The sequence below is a fragment of the Pseudomonas putida genome (assembly GCF_002906855.1).
In the GTDB taxonomy this organism is placed as follows: Bacteria; Pseudomonadota; Gammaproteobacteria; order Pseudomonadales; family Pseudomonadaceae; genus Aquipseudomonas; species Aquipseudomonas putida_N.
The window spans coordinates 2,418,898-2,440,202 of record NZ_MINI01000028.1 but is presented as its reverse complement, the minus strand read 5'-3'; the positions used below and the strand labels follow the sequence as shown (position 1 = coordinate 2,440,202).

Genomic DNA, 21,305 nt, shown 5'->3' with positions numbered 1-21,305 from the left:
TCAGAGAGTCAGCCTAGCAATTAGGAGCGAGTCCGATTGGTAGACCTCGCCCGACCGGTATGACCAACCTGGAGGGGATTCTTCCTCCTCCCAAACGGACAAGGCAAGGGCATTGACGTAAATCGCATAGCTGCCGGGATCGGTTTTTAAAGCGTTGTGCGGATCGCGGATCGCCTCTAAAAGTGTTTTACAGGCTGTGCTGATTTCGGCTTAATCCCGGTGCTCGTCCAATGGAAGGGACTATGGTCTCGCGCATTCGTACCCACCTGCTGTTGCTCGCCTGCTTTGCAGTGTTGTTCAACCTGCTGATGATGCCGCTCGACCGTAGTTTACGTAACGATCCAGTTGACGAGTCTTTGATCCTCGGAAGTTTCTGCAGCATTCATGGCCTGCAGAGCTTGCCAAAATCCTTCCTGGCACATATCAAAGCCGATCAGACAGATCTCTCCCGTCATGCGCTCGGCAAGGTACAAAGTGGTGACTGCTGTTGCTGTCATGCCGGGCAGGCTGGTGTGCCGGGCGACTACTTCAAGCATCTGTTTCCACGCTTTTGGCCTGATGCTGTACTACTAGGGAATGTACCTCTCCTTCCGCTCCCCCGACATCAGTGGCCCAGCCTCAATCCTCGCGCCTCCCCCCTGGTTTAAACAGTCGCTCCATTCTGATCGTGTTCGCTTCTGCGCGAGCCGGTCGCATTCGACTTTTACCAGGAACACATTTCATGCCTGCGTACCGTAATTCCGCGCGCGCTGTATTGCCCGTGCTCGCCATCACCTGCGCCTCGACCATCAGTCCGCTTTCGAGTGCTAATGCCGAGACCCTACCTCCAGAAAACTCCACGCTGACCCTCGGTGCGGTTAACGTCACAGGATCAAGCACCGGCCCTCTAGCCACCAGCAGCGTGCTCAGTTCAGTCGACATTCTCGGTGGCGACATTCTTGAAAAAATGCCCGTGACCTACAGCTGGGAGCTGTTCAGCCGAGCACCTGGCGTGATGCTCACCGAGTTCAACCAAGGCACCACCTCGGGGAAGATCTCATTCCGGGGATTCAATGGGGAGGGTGAGGTCAACGCGGTCAAGCTGCTGATTGACGGCATCCCGAGCAACACCAACGACGGCAACATGCCGTTCATTGATTCGGTGTTCCCCATGGACATCGACAACATCGAAATCGTCCGAGGAACCAGTGACGCTCGCTACGGGCTGAACAACATCGCTGGCAACGTCAACATCAATACTCGTACAGGCGGTAACTACAACAAGGCTCGCCTGCGCTACGGCAGCTTCGATACCCGAGAAGTCCAACTGGCGAAGGGCATCGAAACCAGTAACTGGACACAGAACTACTTTTTCGCTCGTCAACAGGTCGACGGTTACCGGGATCATGCAGACACCGGACGCTACAGCTTCGGTGGCAAGTGGTTTTATACCCCTGATGACGGCGGCTACCGCCTCGGATTGATCGCTCGGCACTACGAGGCCGAAGCAGATGAGGCTGGTTACCTGACCGAAGACAACGCCCGGCACCACCCGCGTATGAGCAACCCGTACAACGCCACGGACAAGGGTACGCGGCGGATGAATCAGATCAGCGTGCATTTCGACACCGACTTGGCAGAGACACTGTCCTGGTCGGCAAAAACCTATGTGAACACCTTCGATGACCGCCGCTGGACACAATACTGGAGCACAAGCTCTCAGCAGGAGCGTGACGCTTACGAAACCCAATACGGCGCCATCACCTCCTTGACCTGGCGGCCCGAGGTTGATTGGTTGCACGCGTTCGCCCTGGAGGGTGGTAGCGATGTGCAGAAGCAGGAAAACCGCAGCGAGCGCTACAACACCATCAACCGCGTGCGGCAGATCCAGACTCGCGACCAAGATTTCGACTTCAATACAGTTGGGGCTTATGTCCAGGCCGAAATCGAGCCCTTTGAGTCGCTGAAGATTGTCCCGGCCTACCGCGTCGACAAGATCAGCGGCGATTTCACCAACAAGCTCACCGACCAAGATTACGACATCAACGACTACGGCCTTATCAAGCAGCCGAAGCTCAGTGTCGTCTACTCACCCTGGAAGTTTGCGAGTTTTTATGCGAACTGGGGCCGCACTTTCCAGGTAGGCACAGGTGCAGCTGCCTACAAGGTACCGCCGCGTAATGAAGACCTTGATCCATCGATCAACGAAGGCTGGGAGACCGGCATCAAGTTCACGCCGGTCAGCTGGATGGATGGTCGCGTCGCTTACTGGCAACAGGACGCTTCGGGTGAAGTCAGCCGACGCCTAAACGACCCCAGCGGCGATTCTGACAATGTGGGGGAAACACGACGGTGGGGCTATGACCTGCAGATCAACCTCCACCCGGATGAGCGCACTGAAATGTGGATGTCCTATTCCTGGCAGTATTCGAAAATCCTAGAGCCCAGCAGCACACTGCCGCAAAGCAAGGGCAAGGAGATCGACCATGTGCCGCACCACCTTTGGAATACGGGTATCAGCTACCAAGCCACCCCGGTGCTTCAATTATCAGCATGGGCCAACGGTCAAACCAATTACTACCTGGAGCGAGAGAACACCCAAGGTACCTACGGTGGTTACGTCCTCATGAACATAGGGGCGACCTACAAGCTCAGTGAATCGATGAGCGTGGATCTCCAGCTGAAGAATCTCACCAATCGCTACTACGAGTACGCCTGGTATGACCCGGATGGTGCGAAAGCCTCACTGCACTCGCCAGGCGATGGCCGCGCCCTATACGCCGGGTTGACGCTCGATTTTTAACTGTCGACAACTTTCGGCTTTCACGAATTGGGACTATGTTTGGATCGGTCGGGGGCAGCGTGCGGAAGCCCCGCCGGCACCCTGCCGACTCCACTCAAAGGAACGAGCAATGCAACGACGTGAAATGCTGAAAGCTGTTGCAGGTACTGTTGCGGTAGCCATGACCGCCTCGGTGATGGCAGCCACAGAAACCCATGAACACCACCATGAACATGGTGCAACTGATGCAGAGGACTTCGCTGGCCTCGTAAACACCAGCGCCGATTGCCTGAAAACCGGGGAAGCCTGTTTGGCTCACTGCATCACACTGCTAAGCCAGGGCGACAAGCAGATGGCCGCTTGCGCTCAATCGGTAAGCGAGTTGTTGGCTACCTGCGATGCCTTGATGAAACTCGCCGCTCAGAAGTCGAAATTCACTCCTGCGATGGCCAAGGTCACTGCAGAAGTGTGCACCAGTTGTGAGAAGCAGTGCCGGAAATACGAAGAAAGGCATGCCGAATGCAAGGCGTGCGCTGATTCATGTGCTGCCTGTGTGAAAGAGTGCAACGCTCTCGCCGCGTAAGAAAAAAAGCCCACGCCAAGGCGTGGGCTGCTAGAGCAATGTAGTGGATCAATTATCCACTTGATCTTTGATGATCTTCCCGTCGTGTGGGTCGACCTGGAACTCATACTGCTTTCCATCAGCCTTCATGCCCTCACCTTCCCAATGACCATCATCGGCCTCGATCTTGGTGATCTGTGTATAGCCGGCGCCTTTCAAAGTGGCTTCGGCCTGATCCTTGGTCACCTTCCAATCTGCGCCAGGCTGATCTGCCCATGCAGAAGTGCTTGCCAGTGCACCAATCATGGCGACGCCAGTGAACAGTCGAGTCATCGCTTTCATCTCTAACATCCTTTTTTATGACAGTTAACGATCCGACCCGCTCGCTGATCTCGCCGTTCAGTTTGTGTTAGATGCCAGCGCTTGGGTTTCCGACCTATCACGACGGCAAAGCGGCCAAAGCCTCGGTATTTCGCTCATGGAGCGGAACGATCTGATATCACTTTGATTCAGATAGGTTGCTAACAATAACTACCGTGGATTACCTGCATGAAGCACTTATTTATCGGAGCTCTTCTCACAATGGCAGCCTGTGCTGTCTCCGCAGCCGAGCTATCTGGCTCCTTGGGAGCAACAAGTCAGGGTGGCCTTACAGCCAGGGTCGGCATGGGAATGGAGTGGGACAAAAGCTGGCTTCAATCCGATACCGGCAGGCTGACGGGATACTGGGATGCCGGATACACCTATTGGGAGGCTGGCGATGCGGCAGGCGGCGCTCATTCGCTGTCCTTCTCACCAGTATTCGTTTACGAGTTCGCCGGAGGGAAAATCAAACCCTTCATCGAGGCAGGCATTGGCATAGCGATCTTTTCCAGCACAAAGGTCGGTGACCAGGATCTTGGCTCAGCCTTTACCTTCGAAGACCGAATTGGAGTAGGTTTGAAAATCGGTGATGAGCAGCGTGTAGGGATACGGGCGGTTCATTATTCCAACGCCGGGATCAAGCAGCCGAACGATGGCATCGAATCATTCGCCTTGTTCTACAGCCATCAGATTTAGGATCGCTTGAGTGGTGCGCCTGGCAGTAGGTGCATCAGAAGGCAGGACACTCTGTCGCGACAGTCTGGTCATGGAAGTGGTCGGCAGCATCACAAGCCAACGACCACTTTGATTTAGGCTGAACCTCTAGGCCACTTTTTTCACCGCAGGACGTTCGTCAGTGGCCAGACGCCTTGCACGCCCAACACCCCAAGCCAATGCTCGGGTCATCGACTCGCCTGGACGGGAGTCAAAGGCTTCTTCATGCAACGCCATGCCGCCACCAGCATAAACGCCGATGAACATCTGCGTCTGACCGGTACGTGAGAGCCTGACCTGGACATCAATCGTGGTGCCGTCGTCCAGTTCCTCATCATGAGACCGATGATGAAGCACTGGATCAGCCCAATCCCAAAAAACATCACCACGAATTCGCATGCCGCTCTCCTACGACTTTAGTCTTATAGTCCGTCAACGATAGCGTCGAATGATGACGAATCAACTGCGAACTGGATCAGAAACTCGGATTCAGACAGCCGGCCATGAAACCGATGCAAATCAGCCCCCTTGAGATGGGTTGTGGCCTTTACGCATTGCCGAGAAGGCCGATGGATTACGTCAATGAAGACAGGAAAACCTCAAACGTCGTCCCCTTCTCCGCTGTCGACTCGACCTCGATCCTGCCGCCATGACTGGCAACAATTTCCGCCGCGATGAATAGACCGAGTCCTAACCCTGCAGACGAGCTCCTATCTCCTTCCGCGTAGCTAGAGTACCTACCTTCCGGCTTGAAGAGGTAAGGCTTCACCTCCTCCGGAATCGGCTCTCCCGAGTTGTGAACGCTGGCATATGGAACACCGGCTAGATTCACCAGAGATACATGGATGGGACGCGTAGAATCGCCATGGCGTAGCGCATTGCCAATCAAATTGGAGAAGACTTGGGCCATTCGCTCTGGATCAAACTGCCCGATTATAGGTACGTCCTCTTCCAGTACGATCCTTGCCTGCGGGAAGGCTGAGCGCAGTTCGTCAATGACAGAGCGACAGATCGAATTCAGTTCCACCTGCTGCAGGTGAACCGGAATACCCGTTCCGAGGTTGCAGCGCGCGAGATCCAGTAGGTCGTTTACCATACTGTTGGCCCGACGAGCGCTGTTACAGACCTGGGACGCGAGCAGCTTCACCTTCTCCCCAGATTCGTCCTGACGCAGGATCAGATCGCCAGCCATGAGCACCGCTCCCAACGGTGAGCGCAAATCGTGGCCAAGCACAGCCAGCACCATTTTTCGGGTGGATTCCACTGCAGCACCGTAGGCTGCAATGGACTCGACCAGGGCCTGGTCTATTGCCTCGTTGAACCGGATCATATCCTGAACGTGATGCCCGTCCCTGAACGTCTCTTGTGCCAACCACAGTGAGAGAACACTTGAGCGCAAAGCACGGTATTCCGAGACCATTTGATCCATGGAAAAGCCCGCTATCAAGCGGGTGACCGCGTGAGTCTGAGCCGCCGTCTCACCGGACTTTTGAGGGCCTCTGCCTTGCGCCTTCTCGGACTGTTGGTGTGCGGTCTGAGCGGTACGCATGTCGGAAGCAACGGTACGTAAAATCTTCTCGGAATGATTCCTAAGACCCGCTGCATTCTGCGTGGGTAATTCCGTCTCGACCGAGCGTGCGAAATCTTCCCAAGCCTGGAGAATGCTCTCCATGTCGCTATCAATGAAATCGTACAGTCTCATTGCGCCTCTTCCCATCTCCCCTATCAGACGTCCAATCAGCCTAGCCCAATGAGTGAAGCAGGCGAAGAAACCGCTTGCACGCCTTCCGTCTGCTTTTGGAAACGACTTGTTATAAGCCGCATCTAGACAGTTAGGAAGAGGGGGAATCGATGAAAAGCCATGTACTTGTAGTGGAAGATGACGACGTTCTTCGCTGGTTGATGAGCGAAGCGGTAACGCACTTTGGTCACGCAGTCACCGAGTGCGCCAATGCAGATGAGGCCTTGGAGGCCTTAGAGAAAATTCCGAACCTATCCCTGGTCATTACTGATGTGCGAATGCCTGGGCACATCGATGGTCTCGGGTTAGCCAATGCTATCTGGTCGGAATACCCTCAGCTGCCTGTGATTATCGTCTCAGGTCATACCGTTTTGCCGCCAGGGTTTCTACCAGGTAATGCGCGATTCATTAATAAACCCTGCACCTTGGACAACCTCAGCGACGCAATGAAAGAGTTGCTTCTTGCTCGATGAGGGCAGGACTATCAATCATTCGTGGAGGCCATTGAGCGTCCAAGATTTGCGATGGAATATCAAGCGCTCAACGCCGGCAACTGCATGGCCATGAGCTCAGCGGCAGCCGTGCTGAGCATCGCAGGCCTGATTTCACTTCGAGGCACCCACCTACAAGCCACTATTTCATTATCGGCCACAGCCTTCTCATTATCGTGGAAACGAGTTGTGAAGATGTGATGCACGACTGAGCCAACTCTGATCGAGCATAAAGAAAGCAGTCCATGCCCTTCAATAGACGTTTCTTCACGCAGCTCTCTCGCTGCAGCTGTATGTGGAGACTCGCCAGGCTCAATTGAACCACCTGGGAAATTCCACTTGCCGCCTTTTTTCCGAACAAGCAGTACCTTGCCGCTTCGGAGACAGATTATCGTTGCCCTAAATTTAATTCTGCGTTTTCGCTTGTCCCGCATGCACACACTCGAATCGTCATTACCAAGTTAGTCCCAATCTCGTGATAGTGAGAGTGGGCTTCTTCCCTGAAGACGTATCCATGGGACGACTCGTTCAATCTCATCGACACATTAACCCTTGGTACGCCTCTGATCAGCAGAGTGTGGCTGGGTTCGCTCCTCCTCCCTTAGGCCTTGTGGATAGTCACCGACGCGGTTTCGCTTTCAAAGAAATCTGAGAGTGAGCTCACCAGCTCCTGCTTCGTGGCGCTGCGTTTCGATGCCCGCTCAGCGCCGGCTTTTTTAGCTCCCCCCGAGTGCTGTGAGACTGACGTGGTAGCTGTCCATCTTTCTACTCCTCATATTTCATGCCGATTCGCTGCCTCATCTCCGAGGTGATGAGCTGTTTGGTGCTGGCCATGCCTGCCCATGGATCATCTCCGGCAAGCTCATCCAGGCGCTCCTGAAGATTGCTGATGTTCCACCTTCCTGCTGACTTGAGCTCGACGATTTCCTCTCGGTATATCGGGACAGATACCGGTAGTCCTTCACGAGCTCTGGCCGCATAAACATTGGCCGTCGTAGCGCCTTTAGCGTTGCGTAGATAATCGATGAAGATCTTGCCAATGCGGTTCTTCGGGCCCAGCACAGCCGAAAACCGGTCGGGGATGAGCTGGGCGATGTACTTAACCACGGCCTGGCTGAACGACTTCACTTCCTCCCAAGAGGCCTTTGGCGTCAGCGGCACCATGATGTGGATGCCCTTGCCACCGCTGGTTTTCAGGAACGACTGCAATCCAAGCTCGTCCAGCACCACCAAGGTGAGCTGTGTGGCCTCGACCATCGACTTCCAGGGCAAAGCAGGATCTGGATCGAGATCGAGGACAAAGCGATCCGGCTGATCGATGTGGGCCGTTGTGCCGTTCCAGGAGTGCAGCTCAATGGTGCTCATCTGCACGGCGCCGACCAGAGCTTCGACACTGTTAATCACCATGCCTGCTTTCCCTGCCTCAGCCTTTGGCACGGTCGTGATGTTCGGTATCGCCAGGCGATCAGCATTCTTCTGAAAGAACAGTTCGCCAGTGATGCCCTCTGGTGCTCGCACGAGCGCGATGGGACGATCTTTGAGGTGCGGCAGGAGCCAAGGTGAGACCTGGGCATAGTATTCGGTCAGATCACGCTTTGTGAGGCCGCTGCTGGGGTCGATGACTCGCTCGGGGTGCGTAATCCTAACCTTACTGCTTGTTGGCTTGATCGCCTCCGCCTTGGCAGATATCGCCTTTTTTGGCGCGGGCGCCGGCTTCTCTTCCGTGATGTCTTTGGCGGGTTTGTCAGTGCGGAGGCCATGGAAGACGGCGTGCCGCACCACCCCATCTGAGGTAATCTCAGCGAACATGACCTCAGCCAGGAGCTCCGGCTTCAACCAGTGGATGCCCTTGGCGTCGACACCCTTTGGCGGATTCGCCACCGGCACCTTCTTCTGCTCCAAGGGATGCAGCGTCTTCAAGATGGTGGAGAGGGTCGACTCGGTGAACCCGGTGCCAACCTTGCCGGCGTACCGAAGCTCTCCGCTGTCCTTTTCAGTCAGGGCCAGCACCAGTGCCCCAAAGCCGCTTCGAGCGCCCTTAGGATCGGTGTAGCCAACGATCACGAACTCCTGGCGATGCTTACACTTCAACTTGATCCAAGAGTCGCTGCGCCTCGATACGTAGGGGCTACCGGAGCGCTTCCCAATCAGGCCCTCCATCTTCATCTGGCACGCGCTGTTCATGAGTGCGTCCACGTCCTGGGTGAAGTCGTCGGAGAATCGGAGCAAGGGATTTTCGTTGCTGTCCATGATGCCCTTGAGAGCATCTCGTCGCTGCTCTACAGGCACCAGGCGCAGGTCGGCGCCGTTGAGGTATGGAAGGTCAAACAGGTAGTAGATGATGCCCTGGCTCTTGCCCGCGTCGAACGCGTTCTGCAGCAGCTGGAAATCGGGCACGCCGTCAGCATTCGGTACGATGATCTCGCCATCCAGCCAGGCGCTTTCCAGCCCAAGCTCCTTGATGGCTGCGGCCTGCTTCGGCAGCTTATCAGTCCAGTCATGACCATTGCGGGTGAACAGGCGCACGTCCTCAGCTTCGACTCGGCAGAGCATCCGATAGCCATCGAACTTGATTTCGAAGCGCCATTCACTTCCCTGGGGACTCGACTCGACGAGCGTGGCCAACTGCGGTGCGAGCTTCTCTGGAAGGTCTGCCGGCACGGCATGAGCCGTTCGAAGCGGCTCTGCTTTAGCTGCTGAATCAACGGACGCTGATGACCTCGATTTACCTCGTTTCTTGGGGATGACGGTACGGTCGCTGAGTACGCTGTTCGGCTGTTCCGCTACTACATCGAAGTCAGCCAGCGGTTTAGCCGACTCGTCCTGATGCTTGATGAGGAACCACTGCTCCTGCTTACCCTCGATGTTGGTTCGAACCATGTTCCAAAGGCCGGACAGCTTCTCCCCTTGAAGCTGAAATTTCAGGCGTCCCTTCTTATACGCCTCAGCTGGATCGCCTTGAGGAATCCAGATGCCGCGATCCCAGACGATCACATCACCGGCACCGTAATGGCCTTCGGGAATGGTGCCTTCGAACGAGGCATAGTCCAATGGATGATCCTCCACGTGCACCGACAGCCTCTTCACCTTCGGATCCAGACAAGGCCCTTTGGGGATCGCCCAACTCTTCAAAGTGCCATCGAGCTCCAGGCGGAAGTCGTAATGCAGCCGCGTGGCGTCATGCTTCTGGACGCAAAATTGGAGGGCCTGAACCTTCCGCTTCGACTGCTTACGATTTCCAGAGGGCTCAGGAGACGCGTCGAAATCTCGCATCCGGTTGTATTTTTCAAGGCTGGAGGCATCGGCATTGGTTGGAGCATCGGGCTCGATGACGGCCTTGCCCAAAATCATTTCAACGAGTTTGCCCAAGGTTTTGCGCTGAGCCTTGGCTTCAGCACGGAGGATCTGTACGGCCATGGTTTCACGCAGATCCGGGAGTGCTTCGCCAGCCTCCAATGCCTCCGCTTCTGTAAGCGCTTGCATCTGCTCAAGCACCTCAGGCCGTGAGGCAGCGAACACCATGAATGCCAACATCGTGTCGTCCATCGCCACGCTCCTCGTTTAATCGGCCTGCCCTTCTCGCACGTACTCAGATCGTTCGATACCGGCGTGATCAGGAATGTTCAGCTTGAAAGGGGGCGTTGAGAATTAGTTTTAAGTACCACCGGACTTGTTGGTCTGAACTTTGCCATCTGTCATGGCTTCACCTGCATACCAATCACGGAAATACGCGGCTGCAGGAGCTGACTTTCATGAGAGCACTCACCTACCACGGTGCAAACGACGTCAGAGTCGATAACGTCCCTGATCCCATCATCGAGCAAGAAGACGACATTATCCTCAGGGTCACCGCCACAGCCATTTGCGGCTCCGACTTGCACCTCTACCGAGGCAAAATTCCAGAAACCGAAGCGGGCGATATCTTCGGCCATGAGTTCATGGGCATCGTCGAGGACACCGGGAATGCAGTCACTAATCTCCAGATCGGCGACCGCGTGGTGATTCCCTTTGTGATCGCTTGCGGCAGCTGCTTCTTCTGTCAGCACGAGCTGTTCGCTGCCTGCGAAACCACCAACACGGGGCGGGGCTCGATCATCAACAAGAAAGGCATTCCCCCGGGCGCCGCTTTGTTCGGGTACAGCCATCTCTATGGCGGTATCCCTGGTGGCCAAGCGGATTACGTAAGGGTGCCCAAGGGCAACGTCGGCCCATTCAAAGTGCCCACCGACCTGGCCGATGACAAGGTTCTGTTCCTCTCGGACATTCTGCCCACCGCTTGGCAGGCGGTCATCAATGCCGAAATAGGCCAGGGATCATCGGTGGCGATCTACGGCGCCGGGCCAGTGGGCTTGCTGAGTGCCGCCTGTGCGCGAATGCTCGGGGCACAGACCATCTTCATGGTCGATGACAACGACTACCGCCTGGCCTATGCCCGCGAGGCTTATGGCGTCATACCGATCAATTTCGAGCAGGACGACGATCCTGCCGACAGCATCATTCGCCAGACACCTGGAATGCGTGGCGTGGACGCGGTCATCGACGCCGTGGGATTTGAAGCCAAAGGCAGCACTACGGAAACGGTGATGACGGCCTTGAAGCTGGAAGGCAGCAGTGGCAAAGCATTGCGCCAGAGCATTGCTGCCGTGCGGCGTGGCGGCGTCGTCAGCGTGCCCGGGGTCTATGCGGGGTTCATACACGCCTTCATGTTCGGTGATGCCTTCGACAAAGGCCTGACCTTCAAGATGGGACAAACCCATGTTCAAAAATACCTTCCCGAGTTGCTCGAGCATATCGAAGCAGGACGCCTTCAGCCCGAATTAATTGTCACCCACCGCCTTGCGCTAGAAGAGGCAGCTATGGGCTACAAGATGTTCGATCAGAAGCAGGACAACTGCCGCAAGGTCATCCTCGTGCCAGGCGCGGCAGTGGGCACCTTGGGCCCTGACTACGTGTAGAGGAGGCAATCTCATGAACGATCTCGCCAGCTACTTCTGGATTGCCGTAGCGGTCATTCTTCTGCTCGTCGACCTGTGGGCCATCGTCAGCGTGTTCCGGAGCGACAAGAGCGATGCTGTCAAAGCGGCCTGGGCGCTTCTGATCCTGGCGCTACCCCTGGTTGGCCTGGGTATCTGGGGCGTTGCTGGCCCGCGCGGTATCAAGCGAGGTACTGGGCCCACTTCCGACGAGCACAGCAAAGGCTGACATTTCCGAGCTCCACTTACAGGGGTTTCAACATGATCGATCAATCAACTGGCATGAAATCAGGCGAGCGCTATCGCGTGGAAAACGTGGAGCGCGCTCATCAGTTTCCAGGCTTCTTTCAAGACGGGAAATATTACCTGGGCCCTGAGCTTCTCACCGCCGTGGGCTGGCTCGAAGGTACGCGCTTCATCTACGACAGCCTGGATGCCGAAGGTGAGCCCGTATTTCCAAACCGAGCGGCAGGCACGGTCGAAGGGCTGACGTTGACCCGGGTCGATGGCACCTCCCTTGAGCTCTCGCGGAGCGAGGCCAGCCACCCCCATTGCCCCCTTTGCCCCCAGCGCCTCGGCTGCGAAACGAGAAGCGTCTGACCGTGGCGCTCCGCTCAAAGGGCCTCTGCGCGGCAAGGTCGTGGTCATCACTGGCGCTTCCAGCGGTATAGGTCGAGCCGCCGCCCATGCCTTTGCGTGCAAAGGTGCTCGCCTGGTACTCGCCGCACGCGACGAAGAGGCGTTGTTTGACGCCCTGGATGAATGCACCGATTGCGGTACGGATGCCATAGCGGTCATGACCGACGTCACCCACTGCGACCAGGTTCAAGCGCTGGCGGCGCAGGCCGCCGAATTTGGCCAAGGACGTATCGATATCTGGGTCAACAATGCCGGGGTCGGCGCGGTCGGCAATTTTGAAGAAACGCCGTTGGAGGCGCACGAGCAGGTCATCCAGACCGATCTGATCGGATATCTGCGAGGCGCCTACGTCGCCCTTCCCTTCTTCAAGGCGCAGGGCAGCGGCCTTCTCATCAACACGCTGTCGCTGGGCAGCTGGGTGGCCCAACCCTATGCCGCCGCGTACTCGGCGAGCAAGTTCGGCTTGCGTGGACTGACCGAGGCATTGCGAGGCGAGCTGACTGAGTATCCCAACATCCATGTCTGCGATATCTATCCAGCAGTCATGGACACACCAGGCTTCCGAGACGGCGGCAATTACACCGGGCATGCGCTGACACCGCCAGGCCCCGTATACGATCCCGAAATGGTGGCGAAGGCTATGGTGGCCTGCGCAATATCGCCTCGTGCTCACACCACGGTTGGCGTTGCGGCGCGCCTCGCGCATTTGGCCAGCTACCTGATACCAGGGCTGCCTCTGTTGTCAGGGAAGCTGACGCGCTGGGGGATAAATCGCAGCCCCGTAGCCGAAGCATCATCAGGCAACCTCTTCGAGCCTCCAAGTGGCAGGAGGGGTATCGACGGAGGCTGGAGAAAGCCGAAAGACAAAACGCCGCTGCTCATCGGCGCAGCCGTGCTGGGAATCCTCGTGGGTTTTACATTCACACATTCACGACGCAGGGATAGATAGAGAAGGTCTGCTTACAGAGGAATGAGCGTGGTTTCATTGCGAGATCACGTTCGATCCTACTCTGCTGACGAGCTCGTGGGATTCACCGGACGATAGTCCTCCCCTGCTACCGCTCTCAAGTAGGCAGCGTCAGCCTCCAGACGAAGATCGCGCCATTCCTGCCAGCAGATAATCCCTCGACGATCCATCTCATCGGCCTGGCGAAGCAATTCCTCGTGATAGTCGTCAGGCGAGTCCATGCGCAATGCCCTGTCTTCAAGCACCCGATACCAAACCGCCAAACAATTGAGCTTCAGCAATTGGGCGGCAGACAGGTTTTTCTCAAGCGTTCGCATCAGGAGGCCTCATACGCTGATGGAGGGTTGAGTCACCCTTGCTCCCAGAGGTTCAGCACAGCAGTGTCAGCGGCTCGCAACCAGACTCACATGAGCACGTTAGCCACAGTCGCGCTCTCGGATGAGTAGCGTGACACACCTTTCAAGTGAATTTATTGAAGAGTCGCGATGTCAGACTGATGGCGCGCTGCTACGTCTTGCTGGAGACCAGCGAGAAGACCTGGATGTCCTTCCCTTCAGGCAGGCGGATTTTGAGTATTGTCATGAAAAAGCTGGATCACGCATCTACATCCTCTTCACCCCGTGTCCTCGTCGTTGAGGACGAACCCATGATTCGCGAGCTTCTCACCCTCTATCTCGAAGATTGGGGAGCCTCCGTTACAGCGGTAGCTACCGCTGATGAAGGTCGTGAAAAACTGGATGACGAGGATTGGGCGCTGCTGCTCAGTGACGTTCAGACGCCGGGTTTACTTAATGGCGTGGATCTGGCATGGATAACTAATCAGCAAGCCCCTCGGACTCGTATCATCGTTATGAGTGGCTACTACGAGTTCGCCGGTCGGGTGTTACCGGAGGGCGCAGTGTTCTTGCCCAAGCCCTGGCCCTTGACACGGTTGCATGAAGTCATCACCGCAAGCTTGGCAGACCTGCCATCCACGATCACGTCACCCACTTGAACTCATAGCCTGATTTTCACCAGTGGATAAGGCTTGCTACTTAACCCAGTGCGTGCGCACTATCAAGACACTCTAACCTGCCCGGTTACGAGATAGAAAAAGGCCAGCGTTGTGGATCTTCAGAAAAGGAATAATGTGAAGGTCTCGGGGAGCGGCGGCGCCACGTTGATCTTTTTGCACGGCTTTGGCTGTGATCAATCCATGTGGAATTACATTCTTCCGCATTTCTCAGAGCGTTTTCGCGTCATCCTTCTCGACCACGTCGGTGCTGGAGGTTCGGATCTAGGCGCCTACTGCGTAGAGAAGTACAGCACCCTGAATGGGTACGCCCAGGACTTGAATGAGATCATCGATGAATTTGCCATAGGCCCAGTCATCTTGGTAGGTCACTCAGTGAGCGCAATGATCTGCGCTTTGGCCGATGGAGCCCGCCCTGGCCGCACAGCTGCACACGTCATGATAGGGCCTTCACCTTGTTACATCGACTCCGATGGCTATGCCGGCGGGTTCAATGAAGCCGACATTCATTCCTTGCTCGATACCCTGGACAGTAACTATCTCGGATGGTCGAGCACCATGGCGCCTGTCATCATGGGCGCACCAGGGCAGCCGGAACTGAGCGAAGAGCTGACCAACAGCTTTTGTCGAACAGATCCCGAAATCGCCAAGCAATTTGCCCGCGTAACCTTCCTTTCTGACAATCGAAAGGACGTGGCTGGCCTGCGAACTCCTTCTTTGATCCTTCAATCCACCGAAGACCTCATTGCCCCCATCGCAGTAGGCGAGTATCTGAACAGTGTTCTACCCAATAGCGAGCTCTGCCTGGTGCCTAACATAGGTCACTGTCCACATATGAGTGCGCCCCACGCTTGCATAGAAGCGATGGATGCCTTTCTTTCCCCATGGACATTTACCCCATGACCGAAGATTCGTGGGGCTTCAAAGATGCAGAGGCACTATTAGAGCAGGCACCCTGCGGTCTGGTGGTAACTACCGAGGACGGCACCATTCTCCGCGCCAATCGCACCTTCGCCGCATGGATCGGTTGTAGTCCGTCAGGTCTTTGTGGGCGGCGGTTCCAAGAGCTGCTGACAATGGGTGGGCGCATTTTCCATCAGACCCACTGGGCCCCCTTGATGAGGCTTCAAGGTTCGGTCGCAGAAGTGAAGCTCGATCTTCTGCATGCCAAGGGGCATGTCATCACCATGTTGCTCAATGGTGTGAGAACAGAACACCCTGAGGGTGTTCGCAACGAGCTGGCTCTTTTCGGAACCATAGAGCGTGATCGGTACGAACGCGAACTGCTTGCGGCACGCAAACGTGCGGAGGAACTGCTGTTAGAAAAATCGATGGCTGAGTCCGCCTTGAGAAGCGCGCAGGCTGAGCTTGCTGTGGCCTATGAGAGAGCTGAGCGAAGAGCTTCATTTGCCGAACAGATGATCGCCATTGCCAGCCACGACCTGAAGAATCCCCTCACGGCTATCAAAATGGCCTCAGAGCTTTTGAGTCGTGGGGAGCGACGTGAAAGAGAGCAGAGGTTGTTGAGCAACATAGTCTCGTCTTCTGAACGCGCTCAAAGAATGATCGCAGATCTGCTTGATCTAGCCTCGGTGCGAATCGGTCAAGGGATAGGGATCAAGCGTCAGCTCGTCGATGTTTCCCTACTCGTAGACCAAAGCGTCGGCGAATTGCGAGTAGCCTTCGTTCACGCCAAAATTCGGCACCTGTCAAAATGCCCAGGCTTTGCGGACGTCGATCCAGATAGAACGCAACAGATGATAGGCAACCTAGTCGCGAACAGCGTGGCCTATGGTGACCTCAAACATCCTATAACTATCACGACCGAGATCAGACGTGAGGCGTTATGGATTTCGGTTCACAATCACGGACAAGTCATAACTGAATCTCTGATACCTGACCTCTTCGAGCCCATGACCCGAGCCAGTGATCGCACAGAAAACGTGAGATCCGTCGGCCTTGGACTTTTCATCGTTCGCGAGATCGCCAACGCCCACGGCGGAACGATCACCGTCCATTCCGCACCTGTGACGGGCACAGCCTTCGAAATTCAGATGCCGTTGACTGGGGTCGGGAGTTGAGTCGGTCAACAGCCCGCTGACAACCATCTCCACAGATTGCCCCTGTTGTGGGTAAACGTAAAAAAAGATTTCAGCCCTTCACTGCGGTCAAACCCTATAGATCGCAGTGGAGATTACGTGATGAAATTCGCCAAGTTCTGCCAATGGCTCGCCAACCACGCCGGTAAACCAAGCACCTTTTTGATCGCTGTGGTGTTGATTGCCATGTGGGCTGCATCCGGGCCGTGGTTCCACTACAACGATACCTGGCAACTCATCGTCAACACGTCGACCACCATCATCACATTCCTGATGGTTTTCCTCATCCAGAACACCCAGAACCGGGATAACGACATCATCCACGTGAAGCTCGACGAACTTATTCGCGCTACGAAATCTGCGGAGCAGTCGGTATTGGATCTCGAAGCGCTCGACAATCGACAGATTCATAAGCTTCGCAAGGAGTATCAGGCGATGGGCAGCGAATGTGATCCCCACCATCAGGCGCCTGCTGAGCATCAGACGGACGATGTGGATCGGGATAACCTGCAGCGCTAAGACCTTGTTGGTCGAACGGCAGGAGAGTTGAAGGTTCATCTGCAGGGTGAAGCGCCTGGCCAATAGCTTGAGCGAGCTCGTCTATCGACCACGGTTTGAAGAGGTAGATAACGGGTGGTGTGACCTGAGAAGCATCAAGCTGGTAGCCCGAGGCCAGGATGGCGGGTAGTCCAGGCCACCTTTCGTGTGCCATGGAAATGAACTCCATCCCTTTGATGCTTCCCGGAACCCCGTGGTCGACAACGATCAACGAGCAGTCGCTCTTCAGTCCCATCAAGTGAATCAAGGCATCTTCTGAGTTATCGAACGCATCGCAGGTGGCGCCCAACTCGATGAGGATGTCCACCAGCAGGGTCTGAAGCGTTGGGTCGTCTTCTACCACAATTACCGTCTTACCTGACAACGACAAACCCTCGATGTCGAGCTTCATCACCTTCCCCAGTCCACGGTTAGATTTTCGAGTGTTTCACTCATCGGGACATGCGTCGATGGGGGCTAAAGGCCACCCATGTTCAATGGCCTTCCAACATCGTCAAATGGGCCAAGCCTTCACGCATGAAAATGTCCACGGTCTTCGGGCCTACGCCCTCGAAACTCAGTAGCCAGCGCTTGAATTCCTCAGCATTTGATACTTCCCGCAGTGCATTTAGTTGGGAATCCAGTTCTGCCTCTACCTTCTTGCTCAAGGCGTGCAATCGTCGAGCGGTAGACTCATCGTATCGTGCGTACCCGGCCTGGCCGAGGAGTCTGACCAGTGTCGAATGAGAAGTCTGGGCAAGCTTGAGCGGCGTATCCAGACCCTGCTGATCGACAAGAATACGGTACGCCTCCACTGCTACGGCGGAGCGGATGCGCTTTCCCATGAGAAAACTGGCTAGCAACCATCTGAACACGCCAAGGGCATCCGTGACCTCAATGCCGAGGTCACAGGCAGCTATAGTCTTCAACCTTTACTACGGCGCGGATCAGCAGATCGTGGGTAGGTGCGTTCCTCTTCGATAGTGCCATCCGCTTTATGGATCTTCACCGACGCCGTTTTGCCATCAAAGAAATCCGCAAGGGCGCTGACGAGCTCGTGCTTCGTCGCCGCTCGTCTGGAGGCGCGTTCAGCACCGGCTTTCTTCAATTCCCATCCTTCTGGTGTCGGGCTGACGTGGTAATTGTCCATCGTGTGCTCCTCTTGGTTAAAGGGATTCGCCGTCATCCTGGATGTCTTCCTCTGCCTCGGCAGCCTCCGTTGCATCAGCGTCATTGAGCGGCGGCGACGTGGGCTTTTCAGGGTCGTTAATGAAGGGCACGTCGCTTGGGCCCTTCTCTTCTGAGCCTTCTGTTTTAGGCTGCATGGCAACACCTCCAGGCACGTTGATGGAATACAGATCTTCAGGCCCCTTAGGTAGCACCTGAGAATTTGCCTACATCGATAGGTTGCGGAACGAATTCGGGGCCCTCCCCAGCCAGTCTCCACTTCACCTTGGCAACTCCGTAACGCTCAGCCATCGGGCGACTGACCAGTTTGATGTTCTGCTGACTGAAACGCGGGATGATGCCCACGCCGGCATCACAGCTGGCCCAGTGCCAGGCGACGCCGTTGTCCATTTTCTCCAGACGGATAATGAATGACCGAGGCTCACTGTGAAGCTCGTACTCAATTACATAGAGCTGCTGTCCCACCACCAGAATTCCCTCCCTAGTCATGCGCTATTGAGCAAACCGGGAATGAAATAATTCCATCGAAATGGCAGGCGGTAAGGCATTCTTTGCATGTACGGCGCGTGGGGGCTATTTGTCCTGACTGCCTGTAAGAAATTCGAACAAGGTTTCAGCGCAGGCAGTGATCCCTTCCACATGCACCATCTCGAAGCCATGGGTATTCTCGGTCGGTATCGCAATGCAACCGGCCCGGGCATCGATGCCGGCACTCAATACCGCACTCGCATCCGACGCAAAATCAACGAGCAATGCCGCCTGGGGCTCATAACCGGCCTTTCGTCCAGCGGCGATCAGGCCCTGCACCACGGTGCGGCTGTAGTATCCCTTCTGGTCGCCGGTATTGATGATCGGGTTGACCGAAAGCTCCGTGCCGTACTCCTCTAGTACAGGGCCGACCTCGACGGCGATTGTGGTGTCACCGGGCAGCCGGGAAGCTGCGTACATGGCGCCGGCATTCGACTCTTCCTCCAGCGTCGTAAGCACGAACCAGACGTCCTGCTTCAGTCTTTCTCGCCGTTCACTCAGCAGCTCCGCGCAGAGAATGACAGCGCTCAGCGGAGCTCGGTCGTCGAGGAAGTGAGCCGCAATACAGTCATTTACCTTGAAGGGCTTACGCCAGTGCTGACTGAGCACGACTCGAGTACCAGGCCGAACGCCTAGCTCCTGGAGTTCCGACTTGCTCTTGCGCGTGACGATGTAGACATCTTTCCACTGAACATTACCTGCCAGCACGTCTCTTCCATTCGAAGTCCGACCGCTGTTGTGCATTGAACCGTAGGACAAAACACCCGGCAGGATGCGTTCATCGCCCAGAATATCGACAGGGCAGACGCCAAAGCTTATCGGTTGCGACCCACCTAGAGCGAGCACCTCCAGGGTGCCGTTCTCCAGCACATTTTTGACAATCATCGCGATCTCATCGAGGTGGGCCATAACGCGTATGGCTGGCTCGGGGCTACAAGCGCGGCCCCCACGAATCACCCCCACCACATTGCCAGCAGGGTCAATATGGGCCTCCTCACAGAAACGGCTGAGCTCCCGCAGGCAAATGTCTCGCACCTCATCTTCTTGTCCGCCCGGCCCTCGGGCGTTGAGGAGCTCTGTCAGTAATGCCTCAGTCTTCAAAACGTTACCTCCATGTTTGCACGCAAACGAGTTCAAGCCAGCTGGATGTAAACCGAGTAGCTACCCAATAACACCCAGAACACCAGAAAGATCCAGGGCGTCCGTAGCGAAAACAGCAATGACTTTCTATGCCCTGCACGCGAGGTTTCCGCCTCACAGAACAGCGGTGACTCGTCGTAAGCCAACCCCATCAACGGCTCGCTGCGCAGCAGGTGGCTCTGCTTGAGCTGCCAGTGATCGATGATGTTGTACGCCGCTCGGATGCCAGGCCAGGCGTTGAGCGAGCTCAGTACGCCGAGTAAGGCGAGGAACGCGGGCACGATCAGGGTGAACATCTCGCCCCATCCTTGATTGAGGTTGCCCATGGAAGAGACGAAGGCGATGACCAGGAATGACTGCGCCGCCAGATAGGCATCCGTGCGGTTGGCCAGGATGCTGGTTTCGTACTGGATCTCACGCCGGTAGAAATCCAAACGCTCCTTGGGAGAGCCAAACATCCTGGCATTGTGCTCGCTGATCTCGTGCTCAGGGGTCGCAGGGGTAATGATTCGAGGCACTCGCTACTCCGGGAATTAGGCTCCAAGCGAAGAGATGAGCCTGGAGCTGAGTCCGGTAGAACAGGCGATGGAGCATGGAATTCAATTGGATTGATATCCCGCACCGCTCGTCGTACCAACGGCAGATTGAAACCAACACGCGGAGGCCAGGCCTTTCGAACCGGTATGAACGTTCTCAACTGCAGGAGCTTCTACCATGCGAGACTTCCCTACCCCGCCCTTCCCTTCGCAGCCTCAAAATGTCCCTGGCTCACAGCGCAAGATGGAGCCCTACCCCGACTGTGGTGAGTCGTATACCGGCCACAATCGACTCGAAGGCAAAGTTGCACTCATCACCGGAGCAGACAGCGGCATTGGGCGGGCTGTAGCGATTGCCTATGCCCGTGAAGGTGCCGACGTTGCCATCGCTTATCTGAATGAGCATGAAGACGCGCAAGAAACCGCGCGCTGGGTTGAGTCCGCAGGCCGTCAGTGCCTGTTGTTGCCCGGAGACCTGGCGCAGAAACAGCACTGCTACGACATTGTCGAAAAGACCGTCAGCCAGTTCGGGCGTATCGACATACTGGTCAACAACGCGGCGTTCCAGTTGTCCCACGAGACGCTGGAGGATATCGACGATGACGAATGGGTGAAGACCTTCGATACCAACATCACCGCAATCTTCAGGATTTGCCAGGCAGCACTGCCTTCCATGCCCAAGGGCAGTTCGATCATCAATACGAGCTCGGTCAATTCCGACGATCCATCCCCCAGCCTGTTGGCCTATGCCACGACCAAAGGGGCCATTGCCAACTTCACTGCGGGCCTGGCTCAACTGCTAGGCAAGAAAGGTATTCGGGTCAACAGCGTTGCGCCAGGGCCTATCTGGACGCCTCTAATTCCTTCCACCATGCCGGACGAAGCGGTAACACACTTTGGTTCCAAAACACCATTGGGTCGTCCCGGACAACCGGTGGAGGTCGCTCCTATCTACGTGCTGCTAGGCTCAGATGAGGCCAGTTACATCTCTGGGTCACGTTATGCAGTGACTGGCGGCAAACCAATCCTTTAGCGAAAAGAGGCTCGCCGTCCT

24 protein-coding genes and 2 pseudogenes are annotated in these 21,305 nt (G+C 56.0%); 13 read left to right on the top strand and 13 right to left on the bottom strand.

Annotated features, from left to right (window positions below; all coding sequences use genetic code 11):
- Positions 1 to 230: 230 nt before the first annotated feature.
- The 3 genes from BGP85_RS29560 (at position 231) to BGP85_RS11730 (ending at position 3,344) form a co-directional block, all read left to right on the top strand.
- A complete protein-coding gene (locus tag BGP85_RS29560) occupies positions 231 to 647 on the top strand; it encodes a DUF2946 domain-containing protein (RefSeq protein WP_374755303.1) in 417 nt (138 codons plus the stop codon).
- Positions 648 to 721: 74 nt separating this feature from the next.
- Positions 722 to 2,782 carry a TonB-dependent receptor gene (locus BGP85_RS11735; protein ID WP_103447302.1) on the top strand — a complete coding sequence of 687 codons (2,061 nt, stop codon included), beginning with the start codon at positions 722 to 724 and terminating at the stop codon, positions 2,780 to 2,782.
- Between the two features lie 109 nt (positions 2,783 to 2,891).
- A complete protein-coding gene (locus tag BGP85_RS11730; RefSeq protein WP_103447301.1) occupies positions 2,892 to 3,344 on the top strand; it encodes a four-helix bundle copper-binding protein in 453 nt (150 codons plus the stop codon).
- 48 nt (positions 3,345 to 3,392) lie between these two features.
- Here BGP85_RS11730 and BGP85_RS11725 read toward each other — a convergent pair whose 3' ends face one another.
- On the bottom strand, positions 3,393 to 3,665 hold the full coding sequence (locus BGP85_RS11725) for a PepSY domain-containing protein (RefSeq protein WP_103447300.1): 273 nt from the start codon (positions 3,663 to 3,665) through the stop codon (positions 3,393 to 3,395).
- A 207-nt stretch (positions 3,666 to 3,872) separates the two neighbouring features.
- On the opposite strand from BGP85_RS11725, the gene BGP85_RS11720 reads away from it, so the two are divergent.
- The gene (locus BGP85_RS11720) at positions 3,873 to 4,382 is read left to right on the top strand and encodes an acyloxyacyl hydrolase (RefSeq protein WP_103447299.1); all 510 of its coding nucleotides are present in this window, start codon (positions 3,873 to 3,875) and stop codon (positions 4,380 to 4,382) included.
- A 126-nt stretch (positions 4,383 to 4,508) separates the two neighbouring features.
- Here BGP85_RS11720 and BGP85_RS11715 read toward each other — a convergent pair whose 3' ends face one another.
- Positions 4,509 to 4,799: a hypothetical protein gene (locus BGP85_RS11715; RefSeq protein WP_103447298.1), complete on the bottom strand. Its 291-nt coding sequence runs from the start codon at positions 4,797 to 4,799 to the stop codon at positions 4,509 to 4,511.
- 175 nt (positions 4,800 to 4,974) lie between these two features.
- Positions 4,975 to 6,102, bottom strand: coding sequence for a sensor histidine kinase (locus BGP85_RS11710; RefSeq protein WP_103447297.1), 1,128 nt, complete (start codon positions 6,100 to 6,102; stop codon positions 4,975 to 4,977).
- A gap of 149 nt (positions 6,103 to 6,251) precedes the next feature.
- Between BGP85_RS11710 and BGP85_RS11705 the strand changes: the two genes are divergently transcribed.
- Positions 6,252 to 6,614 carry a response regulator gene (locus BGP85_RS11705; protein WP_103447296.1) on the top strand — a complete coding sequence of 121 codons (363 nt, stop codon included), beginning with the start codon at positions 6,252 to 6,254 and terminating at the stop codon, positions 6,612 to 6,614.
- Between the two features lie 59 nt (positions 6,615 to 6,673).
- Here BGP85_RS11705 and BGP85_RS11700 read toward each other — a convergent pair whose 3' ends face one another.
- Both BGP85_RS11700 and ligD read right to left on the bottom strand, forming a co-directional pair.
- On the bottom strand, positions 6,674 to 7,066 hold the full coding sequence (locus BGP85_RS11700; protein WP_103447295.1) for an NUDIX domain-containing protein: 393 nt from the start codon (positions 7,064 to 7,066) through the stop codon (positions 6,674 to 6,676).
- A 331-nt stretch (positions 7,067 to 7,397) separates the two neighbouring features.
- Positions 7,398 to 10,178: a DNA ligase D gene (gene ligD / locus BGP85_RS11690; protein ID WP_181004484.1), complete on the bottom strand. Its 2,781-nt coding sequence runs from the start codon at positions 10,176 to 10,178 to the stop codon at positions 7,398 to 7,400.
- Between the two features lie 206 nt (positions 10,179 to 10,384).
- On the opposite strand from ligD, the gene BGP85_RS11685 reads away from it, so the two are divergent.
- The 3 genes and pseudogenes from BGP85_RS11685 to BGP85_RS11675 all read left to right on the top strand — a co-directional run bounded on the left by BGP85_RS11685 (position 10,385) and on the right by BGP85_RS11675 (position 13,193).
- The gene (locus tag BGP85_RS11685) at positions 10,385 to 11,587 is read left to right on the top strand and encodes a zinc-dependent alcohol dehydrogenase (protein ID WP_103447294.1); all 1,203 of its coding nucleotides are present in this window, start codon (positions 10,385 to 10,387) and stop codon (positions 11,585 to 11,587) included.
- A gap of 13 nt (positions 11,588 to 11,600) precedes the next feature.
- A complete protein-coding gene (locus BGP85_RS11680) occupies positions 11,601 to 11,834 on the top strand; it encodes a PLDc N-terminal domain-containing protein (RefSeq protein ID WP_103447293.1) in 234 nt (77 codons plus the stop codon).
- Positions 11,835 to 11,866: 32 nt separating this feature from the next.
- Positions 11,867 to 13,193: pseudogene (locus tag BGP85_RS11675) on the top strand (SDR family oxidoreductase).
- A gap of 56 nt (positions 13,194 to 13,249) precedes the next feature.
- Here the strand turns inward: BGP85_RS11675 and BGP85_RS11670 are convergent.
- Positions 13,250 to 13,528: a hypothetical protein gene (locus BGP85_RS11670; protein WP_103447292.1), complete on the bottom strand. Its 279-nt coding sequence runs from the start codon at positions 13,526 to 13,528 to the stop codon at positions 13,250 to 13,252.
- A gap of 179 nt (positions 13,529 to 13,707) precedes the next feature.
- On the opposite strand from BGP85_RS11670, the gene BGP85_RS11665 reads away from it, so the two are divergent.
- From BGP85_RS11665 to BGP85_RS11650, 4 genes are all read left to right on the top strand, one after another.
- Positions 13,708 to 14,205, top strand: a complete 498-nt coding sequence (locus tag BGP85_RS11665) for a response regulator (RefSeq protein ID WP_232877765.1) — start codon at positions 13,708 to 13,710, stop codon at positions 14,203 to 14,205.
- A gap of 111 nt (positions 14,206 to 14,316) precedes the next feature.
- On the top strand, positions 14,317 to 15,126 hold the full coding sequence (locus BGP85_RS11660; protein ID WP_103447291.1) for an alpha/beta fold hydrolase: 810 nt from the start codon (positions 14,317 to 14,319) through the stop codon (positions 15,124 to 15,126).
- Entirely contained in the window at positions 15,123 to 16,304 is a 1,182-nt protein-coding gene (locus BGP85_RS11655; RefSeq protein WP_103447290.1) for a PAS domain-containing sensor histidine kinase, read from the top strand. Before BGP85_RS11660 ends, BGP85_RS11655 begins: the two co-directional genes overlap by 4 nt.
- A 120-nt stretch (positions 16,305 to 16,424) precedes the next feature.
- Positions 16,425 to 16,841 (top strand): low affinity iron permease family protein, encoded by a 417-nt coding sequence (locus BGP85_RS11650; protein WP_103447289.1) that lies wholly within the window; start codon positions 16,425 to 16,427, stop codon positions 16,839 to 16,841.
- 7 nt (positions 16,842 to 16,848) lie between these two features.
- On the opposite strand, the pseudogene BGP85_RS11645 reads toward BGP85_RS11650, so the two are convergent.
- From BGP85_RS11645 to BGP85_RS11620, 7 genes and pseudogenes are all read right to left on the bottom strand, one after another.
- Positions 16,849 to 17,271 (bottom strand): annotated as a pseudogene (locus BGP85_RS11645) (response regulator); the annotation flags it as partial.
- 82 nt (positions 17,272 to 17,353) lie between these two features.
- Positions 17,354 to 17,788 carry a DNA methylase gene (locus tag BGP85_RS11640; protein WP_103447288.1) on the bottom strand — a complete coding sequence of 145 codons (435 nt, stop codon included), beginning with the start codon at positions 17,786 to 17,788 and terminating at the stop codon, positions 17,354 to 17,356.
- Positions 17,785 to 18,009, bottom strand: a complete 225-nt coding sequence (locus BGP85_RS11635) for a DUF2188 domain-containing protein (protein WP_103447287.1) — start codon at positions 18,007 to 18,009, stop codon at positions 17,785 to 17,787. Before BGP85_RS11635 ends, BGP85_RS11640 begins: the two co-directional genes overlap by 4 nt.
- Before the next feature lie 16 nt (positions 18,010 to 18,025).
- Positions 18,026 to 18,184 carry a hypothetical protein gene (locus tag BGP85_RS28880; RefSeq protein ID WP_181004483.1) on the bottom strand — a complete coding sequence of 53 codons (159 nt, stop codon included), beginning with the start codon at positions 18,182 to 18,184 and terminating at the stop codon, positions 18,026 to 18,028.
- A gap of 46 nt (positions 18,185 to 18,230) precedes the next feature.
- Entirely contained in the window at positions 18,231 to 18,515 is a 285-nt protein-coding gene (locus BGP85_RS11630) for a DUF6555 family protein (RefSeq protein ID WP_326384403.1), read from the bottom strand.
- A 105-nt stretch (positions 18,516 to 18,620) separates the two neighbouring features.
- On the bottom strand, positions 18,621 to 19,676 hold the full coding sequence (locus BGP85_RS11625; protein WP_103447286.1) for a peptidase M42: 1,056 nt from the start codon (positions 19,674 to 19,676) through the stop codon (positions 18,621 to 18,623).
- Between the two features lie 32 nt (positions 19,677 to 19,708).
- On the bottom strand, positions 19,709 to 20,233 hold the full coding sequence (locus BGP85_RS11620) for a hypothetical protein (RefSeq protein WP_004573937.1): 525 nt from the start codon (positions 20,231 to 20,233) through the stop codon (positions 19,709 to 19,711).
- A gap of 196 nt (positions 20,234 to 20,429) precedes the next feature.
- Between BGP85_RS11620 and BGP85_RS11615 the strand changes: the two genes are divergently transcribed.
- Positions 20,430 to 21,284 (top strand): SDR family oxidoreductase, encoded by an 855-nt coding sequence (locus BGP85_RS11615; protein WP_103447285.1) that lies wholly within the window; start codon positions 20,430 to 20,432, stop codon positions 21,282 to 21,284.
- Positions 21,285 to 21,305: the final 21 nt, after the last annotated feature.

Coding starts and splice junctions, on each gene's coding strand:
- BGP85_RS29560 (WP_374755303.1), top strand. CDS start 231: ATGGAAGGGACTATGGTCTCGCGCATTCGTACCCACCTGCTGTTGCTC.
- BGP85_RS11735 (WP_103447302.1), top strand. CDS start 722: ATGCCTGCGTACCGTAATTCCGCGCGCGCTGTATTGCCCGTGCTCGCC.
- BGP85_RS11730 (WP_103447301.1), top strand. CDS start 2,892: ATGCAACGACGTGAAATGCTGAAAGCTGTTGCAGGTACTGTTGCGGTA.
- BGP85_RS11725 (WP_103447300.1), bottom strand. CDS start 3,665: ATGAAAGCGATGACTCGACTGTTCACTGGCGTCGCCATGATTGGTGCA.
- BGP85_RS11720 (WP_103447299.1), top strand. CDS start 3,873: ATGAAGCACTTATTTATCGGAGCTCTTCTCACAATGGCAGCCTGTGCT.
- BGP85_RS11715 (WP_103447298.1), bottom strand. CDS start 4,799: ATGCGAATTCGTGGTGATGTTTTTTGGGATTGGGCTGATCCAGTGCTT.
- BGP85_RS11710 (WP_103447297.1), bottom strand. CDS start 6,102: ATGAGACTGTACGATTTCATTGATAGCGACATGGAGAGCATTCTCCAG.
- BGP85_RS11705 (WP_103447296.1), top strand. CDS start 6,252: ATGAAAAGCCATGTACTTGTAGTGGAAGATGACGACGTTCTTCGCTGG.
- BGP85_RS11700 (WP_103447295.1), bottom strand. CDS start 7,066: ATGCGGGACAAGCGAAAACGCAGAATTAAATTTAGGGCAACGATAATC.
- ligD (WP_181004484.1), bottom strand. CDS start 10,178: ATGGACGACACGATGTTGGCATTCATGGTGTTCGCTGCCTCACGGCCT.
- BGP85_RS11685 (WP_103447294.1), top strand. CDS start 10,385: ATGAGAGCACTCACCTACCACGGTGCAAACGACGTCAGAGTCGATAAC.
- BGP85_RS11680 (WP_103447293.1), top strand. CDS start 11,601: ATGAACGATCTCGCCAGCTACTTCTGGATTGCCGTAGCGGTCATTCTT.
- BGP85_RS11670 (WP_103447292.1), bottom strand. CDS start 13,528: ATGCGAACGCTTGAGAAAAACCTGTCTGCCGCCCAATTGCTGAAGCTC.
- BGP85_RS11665 (WP_232877765.1), top strand. CDS start 13,708: ATGGCGCGCTGCTACGTCTTGCTGGAGACCAGCGAGAAGACCTGGATG.
- BGP85_RS11655 (WP_103447290.1), top strand. CDS start 15,123: ATGACCGAAGATTCGTGGGGCTTCAAAGATGCAGAGGCACTATTAGAG.
- BGP85_RS11650 (WP_103447289.1), top strand. CDS start 16,425: ATGAAATTCGCCAAGTTCTGCCAATGGCTCGCCAACCACGCCGGTAAA.
- BGP85_RS11635 (WP_103447287.1), bottom strand. CDS start 18,009: ATGGACAATTACCACGTCAGCCCGACACCAGAAGGATGGGAATTGAAG.
- BGP85_RS28880 (WP_181004483.1), bottom strand. CDS start 18,184: ATGCAGCCTAAAACAGAAGGCTCAGAAGAGAAGGGCCCAAGCGACGTG.
- BGP85_RS11615 (WP_103447285.1), top strand. CDS start 20,430: ATGCGAGACTTCCCTACCCCGCCCTTCCCTTCGCAGCCTCAAAATGTC.